Genomic DNA, 17,051 nt, shown 5'->3' on the forward strand with positions numbered 1-17,051 from the left:
GACCGGTGCCGAAGCTTCATCCGCTCCCCCCTGACGCGACGTGACGGGCCTCCCACCAGGAGGTTTCCACCGTGTCCATCGCCATCGCACCACTCCACGCTTCGCGGCCTGCCGCCCCTGCCCGCATGCCGTCGGCACCGCTCGTCGTCCACGTCGGCGTCCTCGGGCCTGGCAAGGTCGGCAGCGCGCTGCTCGCCCAGCTCCGGCTCGCCGCGCCGCGCCTGTTGCTGGACTGTCGGCTCGACCTTCGGCTGCGCGCGGTCAGCGACACCCGCCACATGTGGTTCGACTGCGACGACGAAGCGCTCAACGGCCGCACCCATGGCGCGCAGACCTGGCGGCCAGCGGAACTGGACCAGTTCGCCGCGTATGTGGCGGGTGACGGCTGCGAGCCCGCCGTGTTGGCCGATTGCAGCGCCAGCGACCTGGTGGCGGATCGTTACGCGGGCTGGCTCGCCGCGGGCATCCATGTCGTCACGCCCAACAAGCGGGCGGTGAGCGGACCGCTCGAGCGCTGGCGCCGGATTGGCGCAGCCGCGGGTGCGAGTGGCGCGCGCTTGCATTACGAGGGCACCGTCGGCGCCGGCCTGCCTGTGATGAATACGCTGCGCGACCTGCTCGACACGGGCGACGAACTCACGGGTGTCGAGGGCATGCTGTCCGGCACGCTGGCCTGGCTGTTCAACCGCTTCGACGGTTCCCTGCCCTTCTCGGCGCTGGTCCGGCAAGCGCATGCACTCGGCTATACAGAACCCGACCCGCGAGACGACTTGTCGGGCGTGGACGTGGCGCGAAAGCTGGTGATCCTGGCGCGCGAAGCAGGTGTGCCGTTATCGCTCGAAGATGTGGCGGTGCGTGGACTCGTTCCGGCGGAACTGGATGCCTGCGACAGGGACACCTTCATGGAGAACCTCGAGGCACTCGACGCACCGGTGTCCGGCCTGCTCGACGAGGCGCGCCGCGCCGGCGGCGTCCTTCGCCATGTCGCCCGGCTCGACGGACGGCATGCGTCGGTGGGCGTGGAGGTGGTCGATCCCGGCCATGCCTTCGCCCATGCCCGCCTCACCGACAACGTGGTCCGTTTCGCCACCCGCCGATACTGCGACAATGCGCTGGTCGTCCAGGGCCCGGGAGCAGGCCCCGAAGTCACGGCGGCAGCGGTCTTCGCGGACCTGCTGCGCGTGGCGGGCGCGATGGGAGTAAAACGGTGCGCATGCTGAAAGAACAATCCTCGCCTCTGGCCCGTGCGGATGTCGCCGTCGCCGAGGCCTACGCCAGTGTCGGCAATGTCGGCATCGGTTTCGACATCCTTGGCCATACTGTGGCCGGCGCGGGCGATCGCGCGGAAGTGCGGCGCATTCCCGAGCGTGACGTTCGCATCGCCGCCATCCACGGCGTCGTGACCGACCTGCCGCACGATGCACCGGACAATACCGCGGGCGCGGCCCTGCTCTCGATGCTGCATGGGCTCGACCTGCCCTTCGGATTCGAACTCACACTGCACAAGGGCATCGCGCTCGGCTCGGGCATGGGCGGTTCCGCGGCATCCGTCGTGGCCGCGGTCGTCGCAGCGAATGCGCTGCTGGACGAACCGCTGTCGCGCGAGGCGTTGTACCCGTTCGCGCTGGACGGCGAAGTCGTCGCCAGCGGCAGCCGTCATGGCGACAACATCGGGCCGATGTTGCTGGGTGGCCTGGTGCTCGCCACGCATTCGCGCCTCGTCCGCATTCCCGTTCCGCCCGATTGGCACTGCGCGCTGGTGCATCCACACGTGGTGCTGGAAACGCGCCGGGCCCGTGCCGCGCTGGCGGGCCATTACGCGCTGGACGAATTCGTGGCACAGAGCACGAACCTCGCCCTCGTGCTGGCCGGTTGCTACACCGGTAACGCGGCGCTGGTACGCGAGGGCCTGTCCGACGTATTGGTAGAACCGCGGAGGGCGCCGCTGATTCCCGGCTTCGCCACCGTGAAACAGGCGGCCCTCGACCACGGCGCGTTCGGTGCAAGCATCTCCGGTGCGGGCCCCAGCGTATTCGGCTGGTTCGAGGACCGCGCTTCCGCCGACGCGGCGGCGCACGACATGCGCCAGGCGTTCGCGGCCGCCGGTTACGACAGCGATGCGTTGGTGGCGCCCATCGACGGCCCGGCGGCGCGGGTCCTGTGAGCATGCGCTACGTCAGTACGCGCGGCGGTGCCGCGCCCGTCGGCCTTTCCGATGCGATCGCCGCCGGCCTCGCGCCGGATGGTGGCCTGTATGTTCCGGAACACATGCCGCGCGTGGAGAAGCCGCCGCTCGCCGGCTACCTCGCAGGCACCGCGGTGCGCATGCTCGAGCCGTTCTTCGCAGGCGATCCGCTGGCCGAGGAACTGCCGGCCATCTGCGCGGAAGCGTTCGCGTTTCCCGCCCCTCGCCGCGAACTGCGCATCGATGGCGCGCACTTGCTTGAGCTATTCCACGGACCGACGGCCGCGTTCAAGGATTTCGGCGCACGCTTCCTCGCGGCATGCCTTCGCAGGCTTCGCAAGGATACCGACCGACCGCTGACGATCCTCGTCGCCACCTCGGGCGATACCGGCGCTTCCGTGGGTGCGGCCTTCGACGGTGTGCCAGGCATGCGCGTGGCCATCCTCTATCCCGACCAGCGCGTGTCGCCGCGACAGGCCCACCAACTCGGCAGCTTCGGCGAGAACGTGCGCGCACTGCGCGTGGCGGGCAGCTTCGACGATTGCCAGCGACTGGTGAAAGGCGCGTTGGGCGATGCAGCGTTGCAGGCGGACGTACCCATGTCATCGGCGAACAGCATCAGCCTCGGTCGCCTGCTGCCACAGATGGCCTACTTCGGCCATGCATCGCTGCATGCCGCGGAGCGCATGCACACGATCGTTCCCACCGGCAACCTTGGCAATGCCGTCGCCTGCGTGTGGGCGCGCGAGATCGGCCTGCCCATCGGCGATGTGGTGTTCGCGTGCAACGCCAACGACACCTTGCCGGAATTCTTCGCTGGCATGCCTTACCGCCCGCGCGACGCCGTGCCTACCATCGCGAACGCCATGGACGTTGGCGCCCCTAGCAACTTCGAACGCCTGCGCCACCTCTTCGGCGACGACGACGCCACGCGCCGGCACGGCCATGCCGAGAGCGTAGACGATGCCGAGATCCGCGCCACCATCCACCGCCATGCCGCGAGCGACGGCGAGGTGTTCTGCCCACACACCGCCACCGGCATTCGCGTATTCGAACGGCTGCGCCTCGCCGGCGACCCGCGCGCATGGACCATCGCCGCCACGGCGCATCCCGCCAAGTTCGAAACCATCGTGGAACCGTTGATCGGCCACCGGGTGGACATACCGGAAACGCTGGCGGCGATGTTGGAACGCGAATCCCACGCGGAGCCCATGACGGCCGACGAGCGTGCTCTCGCGCAGTGGTTGCGCGACTGGCAATAGGCTGGCGACGTAGTTCTTCTGTGGGAGCCGCTTCAGCGGCGATAGGTGCTCGCGAGAGTGCCCGCTGACGCGGGATCGCCGGCATAGCCGGCTCCCACAGGGAACAAAAAAAGGCCGGCGTCGTTCCGTTACTGGAACAACGCCGGCCCTTCGTTTGCTGCTATCAGTGCTTGAGCGTCTTGCGCATGCGCTCCAGCGCCTGGAGCTGGGCGAGGGCTTCGGCCAGCTTCGCCTGGGCTTCCGATACGTCCATCTGGGGGCCGCGGTTGGCCAGGGCGGCCTCCGCTTCTTCCTTCGCCTTCAGGGCGGCCGCTTCGTCGAGGTCGGACGCGCGCGCCGCCGTGTCGGCGAGGATCGTGACCACCTGCGGCTGCACCTCGAGGATGCCGCCGGAAACGTAGAACTGCTGGCGGTCGCCGTTGGCCGCGACCACGTCGACGTGGCCGGGCTTCAGGCGGGTGATCAGCGGGGCGTGACGCGGCGCGATGCCCAGCTCGCCAAGCTCACCGGTGGCGACCACGAGCGTGGCTTCGCCGGAATAGATCTCGGCTTCGGCGCTGACGATGTCGACGCGGATGGTATGGGTCATGGGCTGGTCTTCCGTTGGTCAGGGAGTGGGGAAAGAAGGCTTAAGCGGCCTTCTTCGCACCCATCTCCTCGCCCTTCTTGATGGCTTCGTCGATGCCGCCGACCATGTAGAAGGCCTGCTCCGGCAGGTAGTCCACGTCGCCGTCCACGATCATCTTGAAGCCGCGGATCGTTTCCTTCAGCGGCACGTACTTGCCCGGCGAACCGGTGAACACTTCGGCCACGTGGAACGGCTGCGAGAAGAAGCGCTCGATCTTGCGGGCGCGCGACACAGCTTCCTTGTCTTCCTGCGACAGCTCGTCCATGCCGAGGATGGCGATGATGTCCTTCAGTTCCTTGTAGCGCTGCAGCGTGCCCTGCACGCGGCGGGCCACGTCGTAGTGCTCCTGGCCGATCACGCCCGGGTCGAGCTGGCGGCTGGTGGAGTCCAGCGGATCGACGGCCGGGTAGATACCCAGCGAGGCGATGCTGCGGCTCAGGGTCACCGTGGCGTCGAGATGGGCGAAGGTGGTCGCCGGCGACGGGTCGGTAAGGTCGTCCGCGGGCACGTACACGGCCTGGATGGACGTGATCGAACCGGTCTTGGTCGAGGTGATGCGTTCCTGCAGCACGCCCATTTCCTCGGCGAGCGTGGGCTGGTAGCCCACGGCCGACGGCATGCGGCCCAGCAGTGCCGACACTTCGGTACCGGCCAGCGTGTAGCGGTAGATGTTGTCGACGAAGAGCAGCACGTCCTTGCCGCGACCGGACTCGTCCTTCTCGTCGCGGAAGTACTCGGCCATGGTGAGGCCGGTGAGCGCCACGCGCAGACGGTTGCCCGGCGGCTCGTTCATCTGGCCGTAGACCATCGCGACCTTGTCGAGAACGTTGGAGTCCTTCATCTCGTGGTAGAAGTCGTTGCCCTCGCGGGTACGCTCGCCCACGCCGGCGAACACGGACAGACCCGAGTGCGCCTTCGCGATGTTGTTGATGAGCTCCATCATGTTCACGGTCTTGCCCACGCCGGCGCCGCCGAACAGGCCGACCTTGCCGCCCTTCGCGAACGGGCACATCAGGTCGATGACCTTGATGCCGGTTTCCAGCAGTTCGCTCGCGGCGGCCTGGTCGTCGTACGACGGGGCTTCGCGGTGGATGACCCACTTTTCCTGCTCGCCGATCGGACCGGCTTCGTCGATCGGATTGCCGAGGACGTCCATGATGCGGCCGAGCGTGGCCTTGCCGACCGGCACCTTGATGCCTTCGCCGGTGTTGCGGGCGATCAGGTTGCGACGCAGGCCGTCGGTGGAACCGAGGGCGATGGCGCGGACGATGCCGTCGCCGAGCTGCTGCTGCACTTCGAGGGTGATCTCGGTGCCGTCGATCTTCAGTGCGTCGTAGACCTGCGGTACCTGGTCGCGCGGGAATTCGACGTCGACGACCGCGCCGATGATCTGAACAACTTTACCCTGGCTCATGGAATGCTCCGGATGAATCTTCTTTAGGTTCTGTAGCGGCGCCGCTTACGCGTCGCCATCGCTTTTCGTTAGACCGCCGCGGCGCCGGCGACGATTTCCGAGATTTCCTGCGTGATCGCCGCCTGGCGCGCCTTGTTGTAGACGAGCGTCAGTTCGTCGATGACCTTGCTGGCGTTGTCCGACGCGGCCTTCATGGCGACCATGCGCGCCGCGTGTTCGCTGGCGAGGTTCTCGAGTGCCGCCTGGTACACCACGGACTCGATGTAGCGCGTCATCAGGTGCTCGAGCACCGTGCGCGCGTCGGGTTCGTAGATGTAGTCCCAGTCGTGGGCCTGTTCGACCTTCACGCCCTCGGATGCCGCGCCTTCCGCGTTTTCCAGTTCCGTGGCGACCACCGAGAGCGGCAGCAGCGCTTCGACGCGCGGCTTCTGCACGATGGTGTTCACGAAGTCGTTGTAGACCAGGAGGACGCGGTCGAGACGGTTTTCCGAGTAGGCGTCCAGCACGACCTTGATGACGCCGATGAGGTCTTCGAGCTTCGGCTTCTCGCCGAGGTGCGTGGCCGAACCGATGAGGTTCACGCCCTTGATGCGGCGGAAGAACTGCACGGCCTTCTGGCCCACGGCGACGACGTCGATCTCGGCGCCCTTGCCCTGCCACTCGCGGATGGACGTGAGCGTGCGGCGGAACAGGTTGGAGTTGAGGCCACCCGCCAGGCCGCGGTCGGTCGACACCACGACGAAGCCGACCCGCGCGACGTTGCCACGCTCGGTGAGGAACGGGTGGGTGAAGTCGGTGCTGGCCTGGGCGACGTGCGCGATGACCTTGCGCATCAGGCGCGCGTAGGGGCGCGAGGCCTTCATCAGGTCCTGCGCCTTGCGGATCTTCGACGCCGAGACCATTTCGAGCGCGCGCGTCACCTTGCGCATGTTCTGCGTGCTCTTGATCTTGGTTTTGATTTCGCGGCCGCTTGCCATGGCTTACTCGTCTTGAAAGGGTGTCGCCAGCTCGCGGGGCGGGCGTTGCCGCCAGCGCCCCGCGCGTTTCGCTTGTTACCAGCTGCCGGTCTTCTTGAACTCGTCGGCGGCGGCCTTGAAGGTCGCCTCGATGTCCTTGTCCCAGTCGCCGGTTTCGTCGATCTTCGCCATCAGTTCGCCGTGGTTCTGGCGCATGAAGGCATGCAGGCCCTTCTCGAACGGCAGCACCTTGTTGACCGGCAGGTCGTCGAGGTAGCCCTTCTCGGCCGCGTAGATCGACACGCCGAGCTCGGCGATGGACAGCGGCGAGTACTGCGCCTGCTTCATCAGCTCGGTGACGCGCTGGCCGCGGTCGAGCTGCGCGCGCGTGGCGGCGTCGAGGTCGGAAGCGAACTGCGCGAACGCGGCCAGCTCGCGGTACTGCGCGAGGGCCAGCTTCACGCCGCCGGAGAGCTTCTTCACGATCTTCGTCTGGGCGGCACCACCGACGCGCGACACCGAGATACCGGCGTTCACGGGCGGACGGATGCCGGCGTTGAACAGATCGGTCTCGAGGAAGATCTGGCCGTCGGTGATCGAGATGACGTTGGTCGGCACGAACGCTGACACGTCGCCGGCCTGCGTTTCGATGATCGGCAGCGCGGTGAGCGAACCGGTCTTGCCCTTCACTTCGCCGTTGGTCATCTTCTCGACGTACTCGGCGCTGACGCGCGAGGCGCGCTCGAGCAGGCGCGAGTGCAGGTAGAAGACGTCGCCCGGATAGGCTTCGCGGCCCGGAGGACGCTTGAGCAGCAGCGAGATCTGGCGGTAGGCCACGGCCTGCTTCGACAGGTCGTCATAGACGATGAGCGCGTCTTCGCCACGGTCGCGGAAGTACTCGCCCATGGCGCAACCGGAGTACGGCGCCACGTACTGCAGCGCGGCCGCTTCGGACGCCGAGGCCACGACGACGATGGTGTTGGCCAGCGCGCCGTTCTCTTCGAGCTTGCGCACGACGTTGGCGATCGAGCTGCGCTTCTGGCCGATGGCCACGTAGATGCAGCGGATGCCGGAGTTCTTCTGGTTGATGATGGCGTCGATCGCCACCGCGGTCTTGCCGGTCTGGCGGTCGCCGATGATCAGCTCGCGCTGGCCGCGGCCGATCGGGATCATCGAGTCGATGGACTTGTAGCCCGTCTGCATCGGCTGGTCGACCGACTGGCGCCAGATGACGCCCGGGGCGACTTTCTCGACCGGGCTGGTGCCGGCGGCGTCGATGGGACCCTTGCCGTCGATGGGATTACCCAGCGCGTCGACGACGCGGCCGAGCAGGCCCGGGCCGACCGGCACTTCGAGGATGCGGCCGGTGGTCTTGGCGGCATCGCCTTCGCGCAGGTGCTGGTACTCGCCCAGCACCACGGCGCCGACCGAGTCGCGCTCGAGGTTCAGCGCGAGGGCGAACGTGTTGTTCGGCAGCTCGATCATTTCGCCCTGCATCACGTCGGCTAGGCCGTGGATGCGCACGATGCCGTCGGACACGCTGATGATCGTGCCTTCGTTACGTGCCTCGGCGCCGAGCTTGAACTGCTCGATGCGGGTCTTGATCAGTTCGCTGATCTCGGACGGGTTCAGAGTGGTGCTGGACATGGTCGGTTCCTATATGAAATCAGTGCGTCAGCGCGCTGGCCAGCCGCTGCAGGCGGCCGCGCGCGGAACCGTCGATGACCTGCTCGCCCGTGTCGATGACGACACCGCCGAGCAACGCCGGATCGACGTGCGTATCCAGTTCGATCTCGCGCTTGAAGCGGCGCTTCAGCGAGGCGCGCAGCTGTTCGGTCTGCGCCGCGTCGAGATCCAGCGCGCTCGTGACCTTGACCTTCAGGGTCGACTCCGACTCCAGCTTGTACTGGTCGTAGAGCGCGGCGATTTCCGGCAGCAGGTGCATGCGGCCGTTCTCGGCCAGTTCCTCGAGGAAACGGGCGAACGGCGCATCGGCGGCCATGCCTTGCGGAAGATGGAGGGCGACGAGCTGCGCCGGCAGCACGCGCGGGTCGTTGCCGAGCCCCGCAACCTGGGGATCGGCCGCGACCGCGGCGGCGAAGCCGAGGGCCGCCGACCAGTCGGCGAGCGCGCCCGACGCATGCGCCACTTCGAAGGCGGCGCGTGCGTAAGGACGGGCGAGTGTGAGCGCCTGGGCCATGGTCAGATCTCGGCAGCGAGCTGGTCGAGCAGCGCCTTGTGGGCCGCCGGATCGATTTCACGCTGGACGATCTTTTCCGCACCCTTCACAGCCAGTGCGCCGACCTGCTCGCGCAACTGTTCGCGGGCCCGCTGGGCCATCGACGCGATCTCGTCCTGGGCCTGCGCCTTCAGACGGTTGATCTCGCTGGTGGCTTCGACGCGGGCCTTGTCGAGCAGCTGGTTGGCCTGCTGCTGTGCCTTGTCGATGATCTCGGTCGCCTGCAGGCGGGCCTGCTTGATCTCGGTGGCGACCTTGGCGTCGGCATCCTTGAGTTCGGCGCGCGCACGCTCTGCGGCAGCCAGACCCTCGGCCACCTTCTTCTGGCGCTCTTCGATGGCACCATTGAGCTGGGGCCAGATGAACTTGGTGGTGAACCAGACCAGGATCGCAAAAGAGATCATCTGGCCCAGGAAGGTCATGTTGATTTCCATGATCTCTCCGAAAGACTCCGAACGCTGGGGTACTGACGATCGCCGTGACCGAAGAGGTCACGGCGACAGGACGAACGGCTGCTTAGCCGGCGACGGCGGCGCGGACGACGCCCACCAGCGGGTTCGAGAACGCGAACAGCAGGGCCACGGCGAGGCCGATGATGAACGCCGCGTCGATCAGGCCGGCGAGCAGGAACATGCGGCCCTGGAGCAGCGGGACCAGCTCAGGCTGACGGGCGGCCGACTCGAGGAACTTCGAGCCCATGACGGCGATACCGAGACAGGCGCCGAGCGCGCCGAGGCCGATGATCACGCCGATGGCGATGGCGGTCATGCCCTGGACGTGGGCGAGGAGCGAGGCGAGTTCCATGGTGTTCTCCTGGGATAACGAATAGCGAAAGGTTGGAAACGAAAAGGATGGAGCCGAAGGTTCTAACGTCGGTGCGGTGAGTTAGTGGTGTTCCCGCGCGGTGGCGATGTAGACGATCGTGAGCATCATGAAGATGAACGCCTGGAGGGCGATGATCAGGATGTGGAAGATCGCCCACGCCGTGTTGAACACGACGCCAGGCACGAAGCTGATCCAGCTCACCATCAGACCGGCAATCAGCATGAACACCAGTTCGCCGCCGTACATGTTGCCGAAGAGTCGCATGGCGAGCGACACGGGCTTCGACAGGGTTTCGACGACGTTGAGAAGGAAGTTCGGGATCACCAGGACCAGCTTGGCGATCGGGTTGCTTGCATGGAACGGTGCCGTGAGCAGTTCCTTGCCGAAGCCGAAACCGCCCTTGGCCTTGATGCCATGGCCGATGACGATGAACAGCACGGCGACCGAGAGGCCTACGGTGGTGTTGATGTCGGCGGTGGGCACCATGCGAAAGTACGTGTGATGGGCGACTTCGTCACCCGCGAAGGTGTGCACGAGCCAGCCGGCCAGGTCGACCGGCAGCAGGTCCATCGCGTTCATGAGGAACACCCACATGAAGATGGACAGCGCCAGCGGCGTGACTGTGCGGCGATCGCCGTGGAAGGTGTCCTTCACCTGCGTGTCGACGAACTCGATGGCCAGCTCCACGAGAGCCTGGCCCTTGGAGGGCACGCCCGACGTGGCCTTGCGCGCGAACAGCCAGAACCACAGGCAGAACGCCGCGCCCAGGCCGAACGACACGAGGATCGAGTCCGCACGGAGGTTCCAGAACCAGAAATGGTCGGCGCTGAAATTCACCGTCATGTGGTTCAGGTGGTGCTGGATGTATTCGGTCAGACCGCCCTGCGGTTCGCTCGCCATGCCTCAACCCTTGAATCTGAATGCAAATACGTTGACCGCGTAGCCGGCCACCAGTCCCACCAACGCGGGCAAGGGTGGCAGCTTCCACTGAACCAGGATGAGAGCCAGTCCACCGATGAGGACGATCCAGCGAAGGATCATGCCCACGAGGAACCGCATGAACGTTGCTCCCGCCCCACCCAGCGCGCCGAACGCTCGCGCGGCAAGCAGCGCGGTGGCGATGGCGACGATCAGGGCGCCCCCGAAGGCGGCCAGCGCGGCTGGACGACCCTGCAGGGAAAAAGCGAGTCCCGCGACGACGGCCACCACCAGCTGCGCGAAGACGATGCGCATGGCGAGGTGACGACCGGCGGCAAGACTGTTGAGCAACGCGAGGCTCCCGTGGTTTCGCTCGAAGGCGGCACCAGATGGTTCAACGGGCCACGGTTTAATCTGGAAAAGTATACCAGCGCCGTAAACGACGGGACAAGCTGCGAAAGGCCATAACCACCCGCCGGCGCGACCCGGTGTCGCGTCGTTGGCGAGGCGGCGCTGGCGATCAGGCCCGGTCGGGCTGACCTGCCAGTGCGCCGAGCGACGTGGCTGTCTGCACTGCTACGTCGAGGATGCCGCCCACGGCGGAAGCGGCGCGCTGCACGCCTTCGCGCTGGAGTTCTCCACCCCGGCGCACGAGTGCTTGCATGGCATCTGCGTCGCTCGCCGTCAGGACGTCGGCGATCAACCCGCTGGCCGCGCGTGCGTGTCCTTCCATGGCCTCCAGCTGGAGGTCGGCGACACGCTCCATGCCGCGCCAGGCGAGGGCCTGTGCGGCGGCAGCCTGCTCGACGAACCGGGCAAAGTCGGTGTAACCGTTTACTTCGGGCATCGGACAGGACCGTTGGGGAACGGGGAGGCCGGAGTGTAGTCCCGCGCGCCGCAGCGCAGCAACCGCGAATTGTTGCGGCGACAGCTAACAGCCCTTCGGAACATGGCGGACCTGTAGGAGCCGCCATGGCGGCGAGGGAAGTGCCGATCATGGCTTCAGTGCTTCGTTGGCTTCTCGCCGCTATAGCGGCTCCTACACAGCGGCGTATTCGGCGCCGGAGGTGCAGGTCTCGTGGACGACCACCTTCGCCAGGCCGGGCACGTCCGGGCGAAGACGCTCGAAGATCCACCGGCAGAGGTTCTCGCTCGTCGGGTTTTCCAGGCCTTCGATATCGTTGAGGTAGTGGTGGTCGAGCCGGTCGTAGAGGGGCTGGAACCGCGCCTTGAGGTCGCCGAAGTCCATGACCCAGCCGAACACCGGGTCGACCGGTCCTTCCACATGCAGTTCGACGCGGAACGAGTGGCCGTGGAGGCGGGAGCACTTGTGCCCTTCGGGCACATTCGGCAAGCGGTGGGCCGCTTCGATGTTGAAGGTCTTGAAGATATGCATGGCCGGCATTGTAGCGGAGGCGGCAGGAGCGGCCGGCCTTTCACGACGGCGTTCGCACTTCGGCACATCCGTCGGTTTCGTTCATGGACTTTTCACCGGCAAACGGTTGCAGTGGCAACTACCGGCGTGCTGCGAAGGGGCGCCCGCCGGCTTCCATGCGCACACCAGGAGGGCATCGATGTGCCTTGCTTGTGATTCACTGGACGACTCGCATACCTGCGGGCTCGCCGAGGAAGTATTCGCCGCCCTGCCATGGCCCTGCGTGGTCTGGCGCAACGATGGCGGCCGGGCCGTGATGGTCAATGCCGCGTTTCGACGCGAATTCGGCACGGCGCGCGGTCGCGCAGGCCCTGCCTGGCTCCGGGAACACCTTCAGCCGACCGGCACCACCGATGAGTTCGTGCTGCGCGATGCCCACGCACCGCCGCGCCGCTACCGCATGACGCGCCAGATGCTCGACGTGCCGCCGGAAGCATTCCAGGCCGTCTTCCTGATGCCCGTACCGGAAGACGACCATGCCGACGAGCCGGCGGCAAGCAGCTTTGCCGCACTGCGGCCGGACGTCTCGCTCACGCGGCGCGAATCGCAGGTGCTCGAAGGGATCATGTGCGGCAAGCTCAACAAGGTCATCGCGAGCGAACTGTGCATCAGCCCCAAGACCGTTGAATTGCACCGCGCGAACCTTATGGCGAAGCTGCGCGTGAACAACGTGGTGGAGCTGGCGCGGGCGGTGCTGGATCTGGCGCCGCGCCAGGAAGACGATCCCATCGTGTTGTAGAAGAAAAAAGCCGCGCCCTTGCGGACGCGGCTTTTTTTGTTTGGTGGCTAGAGGCGGGCTCGAACCGCCGACCTCAGCATTATGAGTGCCGCGCTCTGACCAGCTGAGCTACCTAGCCATGGAACCTGGTCGTCCGCGGGGCAGGCCCGCGAAGGCCGGGCAGTTTAATCGTCGCTGGCTTTCCGTTCAAGTAGCGCCTTGCCCGCGCTTCTTGCGCTGTGGTTGAATCGATCGCAACGAGCGTACCGGCCTGCCGCCGGCAGCCTGCTCGCGGAGGACGGATGATCGACGCTGATGGCTATCGACCGAACGTGGGGATCGTGCTCCTGAACGGAGACGGCCGCCTGTTCTGGGCGCGCCGCGTCAATCGCGATGGCTGGCAGTTCCCCCAGGGCGGCATGCGCAGCGACGAAACACCGCTGGAAGCCATGTATCGCGAGCTGGAGGAAGAAACCGGCCTGCTCGCCCAGCACGTGGAAGTGCTGGCCGAGACCCGGGGCTGGCTCCGCTACCGCCTGCCGAGCCGGTTCGTCCGTCACCATCAGCGCCCCACCTGCATCGGCCAGAAGCAGGTCTGGTTCCTGCTCCGCCTCAAATGCGGTGAGGATGCCTTCCGTCTCGACGCCTGTGAGAAACCCGAGTTCGACCTCTGGCGCTGGGTGGACTTCTGGTATCCGGCCCATCACGTCGTGAACTTCAAGCGCCAGGTCTACGAGCGCGCCCTGCGCCAATTCGCGCCCACGGTGGAAACGGTCTGCCGGGTCGAGGTGGGCCGCTGCCCCCAGCAGGCGGAGGCCAACCGGGAAACCGGGTCGTAAGGCCTATTCAGGAAGCAGTAGTTGACAATCGTTCGCATTCGCGTTCGAATTACCTTCCATGTACATCTGCATGTGCAACGCCGTCACCGACCATGCCATCCGCCGCGCCGCGGCCGAGGGCGTTCAGTCTTTTGCCGAACTCCAGGCCCGCACGGGCTGTTCGGACTGCTGCGGCGCCTGCGAGACGGAAGCCCGCCAGTGCCTGCGCGAGGCCGTGGAGGCCACGCGCTCCGTGCTCACGTTCATTCCCTCCCCGGCCTGACCCGCCGGCGTCCCGGTGAGGACGCGAACCGCCTTCATTCTCGTTACGCCATGGTCCGCCTGCGGCACGTATAGTCGTGCCCTGCACACTCAGGGAGACCCCTCATGAAGGGCGACGCGAAGGTCATCGAATACCTCAACAAGGTCCTCTACAACGAGCTGGCCGCCATCAACCAGTACTTCCTCCATTACCGGATGTTCAAGGACTGGGGCTACAACGAGTTGGCCAAGCACGAGTACGAGGAATCCATCGAGGAGATGAAGCACGCGGACAAGCTCATCGAGCGAATCCTCTTCCTCGACGGCCTGCCGAACCTCCAGCACCTGGGCAAGCTCCGGATCGGCGAAAACGTCGTGGAGGCCCTGCAGGGCGACCTCGATCTCGAACTCCTGGCTACCAAGGATCTGCGCGAGGCCATCGCCTATAGCGAGGGTGTCCACGATTTCGTGAGCCGCGACCTCTTCAAGTTCATCCTCGGCCAGGAGGAAGAGCACATCGACTGGCTCGAGACGCAGTTCAGCCTGATCTCGGACATCGGGCCCGAGCGGTACATGCTCAGCAAGGTGGGGTCATTGCACGACTGAGGTTTTCCGTGGGCCGGTCGCGCGCGAGCGCGCTTCCCACAAGGGATCCGAAGAGGGGCCGCCGCGAGGCGGCCTTTCTTTTTGCGGAAGCCGTTCCTTGACCATTGAACGAAGCGGGGGCTATACCATGCCCGGTCTTCACGTCTCCTCCACGGAATTGCCATGGCTCCACGCCAACCGCCACGGTTCGTCGTGCGCACGCTCGACGACGCGGCCAGCCTGCGCCGGAAGCGCCTTATCGTGGCGGGCGGGTGGGCGCTCAGCCTGGTGCTGGTGGGCATGGGTGCGTGGTTCGCGGCGGCGCGCGTTCCGGCTGTCGTCGCCGATCGAAGCGCGGTCAGGCAGCTGAAGGCAGACAACGAAGACCTCCGCCAGCAGGTGGCGAACCTGCAACGTGCCGGCCAGGTCGCCGAGGTGGCTGCAAAGGAACTCAAGCGGAACCTCGCGGAGCGCGACGAGGAAATCAGCGGCCTGCGGACCGACCTCGCGTTCTATTCGCGGCTGGTGGGCGGCGGGGGCCAGCGCGACGGCCTCAAGATCCAGGGCGCACGCAGCGCGCCCGTGAAAGGCGCCGCCAACGCCTGGAATCTCGTTGTCACGCTCACGCAGAACGCCCGGCGTGGCGAGGTGGTCGAGGGTTCCCTGACGCTCGCCGTCGAGGGCATCCAGGGGAACAAGGTGGCCACGCTCGAGGGCCCCGCGCTCGGGCAGGGCAGCCAGTCAACCAATCTTTCTTTTTCCTTCAAATACTTCCAGCAGATCCAGGGAAGTTTCACCCTGCCGGCCGGCTTCAAGCCGACCCGCCTGCGACTGGTCGCCGATGTGAAAGGCGCCCAGCCGGTCACCGGAACGGTGGCGTGGAACGATGCCCTGCGCAACGACGAGGCCAACGATGTTCGGCAATAACCGGAAGAACCAGGGCCCGGCCGTGAGCGCGGCCGCCACCAGCCTCATTGCCCGCGGCGTCACGCTGCGTGGCGACGTCCTGTTCAGCGGGGCGCTGCACCTGGACGGCACCATCGAAGGATCCATCCACGCCGATACCGGCAGTGACGGCGTTCTCACCATCAGCGAGACGGGCCGGGTCGCCGGGCGGATCGAAGTGCCGCATGCCGTGATCAACGGCGGGGTCACCGGCGACATCCACGTGGCGGAACGCCTGGAACTGGCGCCCCTCGCCCGAATCGACGGCGACGTGCATTACCAGGTGCTGGAAATGGCCGCCGGAGCCCAGGTGAATGGAAAGATGGTCCACCGTGCCCCGCAGACCGTCCGCCAGCTGACCCAGGCAGCGATCCAGGTGACCCAGGTCCTGGACGAGGCTTGACCTGCAACGGAACGGCGCCATTATGTCGGCATGAACAACCCATTCCCCATGGCTCCGACTGGCGCGCCCGATTACCGCTCGGGCACGGCTCCGCTCGTCTTCACCGAGGCCGCCGCCCGCAAGGTGCACGACCTGATCGAAGAGGAAGGCAACCCCGGCCTGAAGCTGCGCGTCTACATCAGCGGGGGCGGCTGCTCGGGCTTCCAGTACGGGTTCACTTTCGACGAGGAACAGGCAGAAGACGACCTGGCCGTGGCCCGCGAGGGCGTCACGCTGCTAGTCGATCCGCTGTCGCTGCAATACCTCACGGGTGCGGAAATCGATTACGCCGAGTCGTTCAGCGGCTCGCAGTTCGTCATTCGCAACCCGAACGCCAAGACCACCTGCGGCTGCGGGTCTTCCTTCAGCGCATGACCGGCTCCCGGGCGTGAGCGTAGAGCAGGAGCGCGACAAGGCAGCTGCCACGCGCGCGCGCGAAAACGTCTTCGCCGGCATCGACATCGATCGCATGTCCGAGCGGCGTGATGACCGCCTCTGGGTCGAGGAGATGGAAGCGGCGCCCGACACCCGCTTCCTCGTGCTCGACGCCGAAGGCCAGGCCTTCGTTCGATCCGACGCTGAATCCCCACAATGGATGTCGCCCGCGATGCGGGCAGAGCGTTTTGGCGACATACCCTCCACCCTCCTCGGCCTCGCCGCGGACCGCGCGTGGTTCGCGCTCGTCGTCGACGAAGCGCAAGCGGAGCTCTTCGTTTCCCTCACCGGCGCCCGGCGAATGTCGCTGCGCGAGGCCGGGCTCGTGCTCGATGCCTTCGACGCCGGGCTGTTCGCCTATGCGAAGGGCATCGCGCACTGGCAGCGGCAGACCCGCTTCTGCAGCCAGTGCGGCGCACCGACCCTCGTGGTGGCATCGGGGCACCGCGTGCAATGCACGAATCCCGACGGCGCCCACCTGCACTTTCCACGCACCGACGCCGCGATCATCGTCATCGTCGAAGACGGCGACGCGTGCCTGCTCGGACGCCAGCGCGGCTGGCCGCCTGGCCGGTATTCCACGCTCGCGGGTTTCATCGAGCCCGGCGAGTCGCTGGAAGATGCCGTGCGGCGCGAAGTTCGCGAGGAATCCGGCGTGGAAGTGCTGCATGCCACCTACCATTCCTCGCAACCGTGGCCCCTGCCCGCCTCGCTGATGGTCGGCTTCACCGCCACGGCGAAAACGCGCGAGATCCACCTGCGCGACGATGAGCTCGAGGACGCCCGCTGGTTCACGGTGGACGACATCGTGCAGGGCATGACATCGGGCACGCTCGGCGTACCGCCGCCGCTGTCGGTGTCATATCGCCTGATCGAGCACTGGCTCGGCATGCGCGGCGTGGACCTGGATCGGTTGGTAGCTGCGGGAAGCGCGCGCGAATAGGGCCCGCCGCGAGCACCCATTCGCGCGCCAGCGCGCTTCCCA

At 66.4% G+C, this 17,051-nt stretch carries 22 protein-coding genes and 1 tRNA gene; 11 read left to right on the top strand and 12 right to left on the bottom strand.

Translation table 11 applies throughout. The features are described 5' to 3' along the window. The first annotated feature begins 71 nt into the window (after positions 1–71). Genes ACPYOD_RS00275 through thrC form a run of 3 tightly spaced genes read left to right on the top strand, consistent with a single transcriptional unit; the run spans position 72 to position 3,447 of the window. A complete protein-coding gene (locus tag ACPYOD_RS00275) occupies positions 72–1,220 on the top strand; it encodes a homoserine dehydrogenase family protein (RefSeq protein WP_481299721.1) in 1,149 nt (382 codons plus the stop codon). Beyond that, complete coding sequence (locus tag ACPYOD_RS00280) at positions 1,214–2,164, top strand: homoserine kinase (protein ID WP_481299836.1); 951 nt, start codon at positions 1,214–1,216, stop codon at positions 2,162–2,164. Before ACPYOD_RS00275 ends, ACPYOD_RS00280 begins: the two co-directional genes overlap by 7 nt. A 2-nt stretch (positions 2,165–2,166) precedes the next feature. Beyond that, complete coding sequence (gene thrC / locus ACPYOD_RS00285; RefSeq protein ID WP_481299722.1) at positions 2,167–3,447, top strand: threonine synthase; 1,281 nt, start codon at positions 2,167–2,169, stop codon at positions 3,445–3,447. Between the two features lie 163 nt (positions 3,448–3,610). Here the strand turns inward: thrC and ACPYOD_RS00290 are convergent, their stop codons facing one another. The 11 genes from ACPYOD_RS00290 to queD all read right to left on the bottom strand — a co-directional run bounded on the left by ACPYOD_RS00290 (position 3,611) and on the right by queD (position 11,823). Next, a complete protein-coding gene (locus ACPYOD_RS00290) occupies positions 3,611–4,036 on the bottom strand; it encodes a F0F1 ATP synthase subunit epsilon (protein WP_413624584.1) in 426 nt (141 codons plus the stop codon). Between the two features lie 40 nt (positions 4,037–4,076). Further along, positions 4,077–5,489 (bottom strand): F0F1 ATP synthase subunit beta, encoded by a 1,413-nt coding sequence (atpD, locus tag ACPYOD_RS00295; RefSeq protein WP_481299723.1) that lies wholly within the window; start codon positions 5,487–5,489, stop codon positions 4,077–4,079. Between the two features lie 68 nt (positions 5,490–5,557). After that, the gene (gene atpG / locus ACPYOD_RS00300) at positions 5,558–6,466 is read right to left on the bottom strand and encodes a F0F1 ATP synthase subunit gamma (RefSeq protein WP_481299724.1); all 909 of its coding nucleotides are present in this window, start codon (positions 6,464–6,466) and stop codon (positions 5,558–5,560) included. 75 nt (positions 6,467–6,541) lie between these two features. Next, on the bottom strand, positions 6,542–8,092 hold the full coding sequence (gene atpA / locus ACPYOD_RS00305) for a F0F1 ATP synthase subunit alpha (protein WP_481299725.1): 1,551 nt from the start codon (positions 8,090–8,092) through the stop codon (positions 6,542–6,544). 19 nt (positions 8,093–8,111) lie between these two features. Continuing rightward, on the bottom strand, positions 8,112–8,645 hold the full coding sequence (locus tag ACPYOD_RS00310) for a F0F1 ATP synthase subunit delta (protein ID WP_481299726.1): 534 nt from the start codon (positions 8,643–8,645) through the stop codon (positions 8,112–8,114). Positions 8,646–8,647: 2 nt separating this feature from the next. After that, positions 8,648–9,118 carry a F0F1 ATP synthase subunit B gene (locus ACPYOD_RS00315; protein WP_481299727.1) on the bottom strand — a complete coding sequence of 157 codons (471 nt, stop codon included), beginning with the start codon at positions 9,116–9,118 and terminating at the stop codon, positions 8,648–8,650. An 82-nt stretch (positions 9,119–9,200) separates the two neighbouring features. Further along, on the bottom strand, positions 9,201–9,488 hold the full coding sequence (gene atpE, locus ACPYOD_RS00320; RefSeq protein WP_481290860.1) for a F0F1 ATP synthase subunit C: 288 nt from the start codon (positions 9,486–9,488) through the stop codon (positions 9,201–9,203). A gap of 81 nt (positions 9,489–9,569) precedes the next feature. Continuing rightward, positions 9,570–10,409, bottom strand: coding sequence for a F0F1 ATP synthase subunit A (gene atpB / locus ACPYOD_RS00325; RefSeq protein ID WP_481299728.1), 840 nt, complete (start codon positions 10,407–10,409; stop codon positions 9,570–9,572). A 3-nt stretch (positions 10,410–10,412) separates the two neighbouring features. Next, entirely contained in the window at positions 10,413–10,778 is a 366-nt protein-coding gene (locus tag ACPYOD_RS00330; RefSeq protein ID WP_481299729.1) for an ATP synthase subunit I, read from the bottom strand. 169 nt (positions 10,779–10,947) lie between these two features. Beyond that, complete coding sequence (locus ACPYOD_RS00335) at positions 10,948–11,274, bottom strand: phasin family protein (RefSeq protein WP_481299730.1); 327 nt, start codon at positions 11,272–11,274, stop codon at positions 10,948–10,950. A gap of 192 nt (positions 11,275–11,466) precedes the next feature. Beyond that, positions 11,467–11,823: a 6-carboxytetrahydropterin synthase QueD gene (queD, locus tag ACPYOD_RS00340; protein ID WP_481299731.1), complete on the bottom strand. Its 357-nt coding sequence runs from the start codon at positions 11,821–11,823 to the stop codon at positions 11,467–11,469. 178 nt (positions 11,824–12,001) lie between these two features. On the opposite strand from queD, the gene ACPYOD_RS00345 reads away from it, so the two are divergent. Beyond that, the gene (locus tag ACPYOD_RS00345; RefSeq protein WP_481299732.1) at positions 12,002–12,601 is read left to right on the top strand and encodes a LuxR C-terminal-related transcriptional regulator; all 600 of its coding nucleotides are present in this window, start codon (positions 12,002–12,004) and stop codon (positions 12,599–12,601) included. Between the two features lie 41 nt (positions 12,602–12,642). Here ACPYOD_RS00345 and ACPYOD_RS00350 read toward each other — a convergent pair. Continuing rightward, positions 12,643–12,719 (bottom strand) — tRNA-Met (locus ACPYOD_RS00350). A 163-nt stretch (positions 12,720–12,882) separates the two neighbouring features. Between ACPYOD_RS00350 and ACPYOD_RS00355 the strand changes: the two genes are divergently transcribed. The 7 genes from ACPYOD_RS00355 (at position 12,883) to nudC (ending at position 17,009) form a co-directional block, all read left to right on the top strand. Beyond that, on the top strand, positions 12,883–13,419 hold the full coding sequence (locus tag ACPYOD_RS00355) for an RNA pyrophosphohydrolase (RefSeq protein ID WP_481299733.1): 537 nt from the start codon (positions 12,883–12,885) through the stop codon (positions 13,417–13,419). Positions 13,420–13,489: 70 nt separating this feature from the next. Further along, positions 13,490–13,681, top strand: a complete 192-nt coding sequence (locus ACPYOD_RS00360) for a (2Fe-2S)-binding protein (RefSeq protein WP_481299734.1) — start codon at positions 13,490–13,492, stop codon at positions 13,679–13,681. Between the two features lie 104 nt (positions 13,682–13,785). Next, positions 13,786–14,265: a bacterioferritin gene (bfr, locus tag ACPYOD_RS00365; RefSeq protein ID WP_481299735.1), complete on the top strand. Its 480-nt coding sequence runs from the start codon at positions 13,786–13,788 to the stop codon at positions 14,263–14,265. Positions 14,266–14,427: 162 nt separating this feature from the next. Next, positions 14,428–15,171 (top strand): DUF6776 family protein, encoded by a 744-nt coding sequence (locus tag ACPYOD_RS00370; protein WP_481299736.1) that lies wholly within the window; start codon positions 14,428–14,430, stop codon positions 15,169–15,171. Next, positions 15,158–15,592, top strand: a complete 435-nt coding sequence (locus ACPYOD_RS00375; protein ID WP_481299737.1) for a bactofilin family protein — start codon at positions 15,158–15,160, stop codon at positions 15,590–15,592. Before ACPYOD_RS00370 ends, ACPYOD_RS00375 begins: the two co-directional genes overlap by 14 nt. 48 nt (positions 15,593–15,640) lie before the next feature. After that, positions 15,641–16,006 (top strand): iron-sulfur cluster insertion protein ErpA, encoded by a 366-nt coding sequence (gene erpA / locus ACPYOD_RS00380; protein WP_481299738.1) that lies wholly within the window; start codon positions 15,641–15,643, stop codon positions 16,004–16,006. Between the two features lie 13 nt (positions 16,007–16,019). Beyond that, complete coding sequence (nudC, locus tag ACPYOD_RS00385) at positions 16,020–17,009, top strand: NAD(+) diphosphatase (RefSeq protein ID WP_481299739.1); 990 nt, start codon at positions 16,020–16,022, stop codon at positions 17,007–17,009. Positions 17,010–17,051: the final 42 nt, after the last annotated feature.

This window comes from Luteibacter sp. HAY1-4A (genome assembly GCF_056755355.1).

What these genes read in the sequence shown, in the direction of transcription:
- ACPYOD_RS00280 (WP_481299836.1), top strand. Translation starts at nt 1,214, where the DNA reads ATGCTGAAAGAACAATCCTCGCCTCTGGCCCGTGCGGATGTCGCCGTC.
- ACPYOD_RS00355 (WP_481299733.1), top strand. Translation starts at nt 12,883, where the DNA reads ATGATCGACGCTGATGGCTATCGACCGAACGTGGGGATCGTGCTCCTG.
- ACPYOD_RS00370 (WP_481299736.1), top strand. Translation starts at nt 14,428, where the DNA reads ATGGCTCCACGCCAACCGCCACGGTTCGTCGTGCGCACGCTCGACGAC.
- atpB (WP_481299728.1), bottom strand. Translation starts at nt 10,409, where the DNA reads ATGGCGAGCGAACCGCAGGGCGGTCTGACCGAATACATCCAGCACCAC.
- atpD (WP_481299723.1), bottom strand. Translation starts at nt 5,489, where the DNA reads ATGAGCCAGGGTAAAGTTGTTCAGATCATCGGCGCGGTCGTCGACGTC.
- ACPYOD_RS00375 (WP_481299737.1), top strand. Translation starts at nt 15,158, where the DNA reads ATGTTCGGCAATAACCGGAAGAACCAGGGCCCGGCCGTGAGCGCGGCC.
- atpG (WP_481299724.1), bottom strand. Translation starts at nt 6,466, where the DNA reads ATGGCAAGCGGCCGCGAAATCAAAACCAAGATCAAGAGCACGCAGAAC.
- queD (WP_481299731.1), bottom strand. Translation starts at nt 11,823, where the DNA reads ATGCATATCTTCAAGACCTTCAACATCGAAGCGGCCCACCGCTTGCCG.
- ACPYOD_RS00360 (WP_481299734.1), top strand. Translation starts at nt 13,490, where the DNA reads ATGTGCAACGCCGTCACCGACCATGCCATCCGCCGCGCCGCGGCCGAG.
- ACPYOD_RS00315 (WP_481299727.1), bottom strand. Translation starts at nt 9,118, where the DNA reads ATGGAAATCAACATGACCTTCCTGGGCCAGATGATCTCTTTTGCGATC.
- atpA (WP_481299725.1), bottom strand. Translation starts at nt 8,092, where the DNA reads ATGTCCAGCACCACTCTGAACCCGTCCGAGATCAGCGAACTGATCAAG.
- ACPYOD_RS00335 (WP_481299730.1), bottom strand. Translation starts at nt 11,274, where the DNA reads ATGCCCGAAGTAAACGGTTACACCGACTTTGCCCGGTTCGTCGAGCAG.
- atpE (WP_481290860.1), bottom strand. Translation starts at nt 9,488, where the DNA reads ATGGAACTCGCCTCGCTCCTCGCCCACGTCCAGGGCATGACCGCCATC.
- ACPYOD_RS00345 (WP_481299732.1), top strand. Translation starts at nt 12,002, where the DNA reads ATGTGCCTTGCTTGTGATTCACTGGACGACTCGCATACCTGCGGGCTC.
- ACPYOD_RS00290 (WP_413624584.1), bottom strand. Translation starts at nt 4,036, where the DNA reads ATGACCCATACCATCCGCGTCGACATCGTCAGCGCCGAAGCCGAGATC.
- thrC (WP_481299722.1), top strand. Translation starts at nt 2,167, where the DNA reads ATGCGCTACGTCAGTACGCGCGGCGGTGCCGCGCCCGTCGGCCTTTCC.
- bfr (WP_481299735.1), top strand. Translation starts at nt 13,786, where the DNA reads ATGAAGGGCGACGCGAAGGTCATCGAATACCTCAACAAGGTCCTCTAC.
- ACPYOD_RS00310 (WP_481299726.1), bottom strand. Translation starts at nt 8,645, where the DNA reads ATGGCCCAGGCGCTCACACTCGCCCGTCCTTACGCACGCGCCGCCTTC.
- erpA (WP_481299738.1), top strand. Translation starts at nt 15,641, where the DNA reads ATGGCTCCGACTGGCGCGCCCGATTACCGCTCGGGCACGGCTCCGCTC.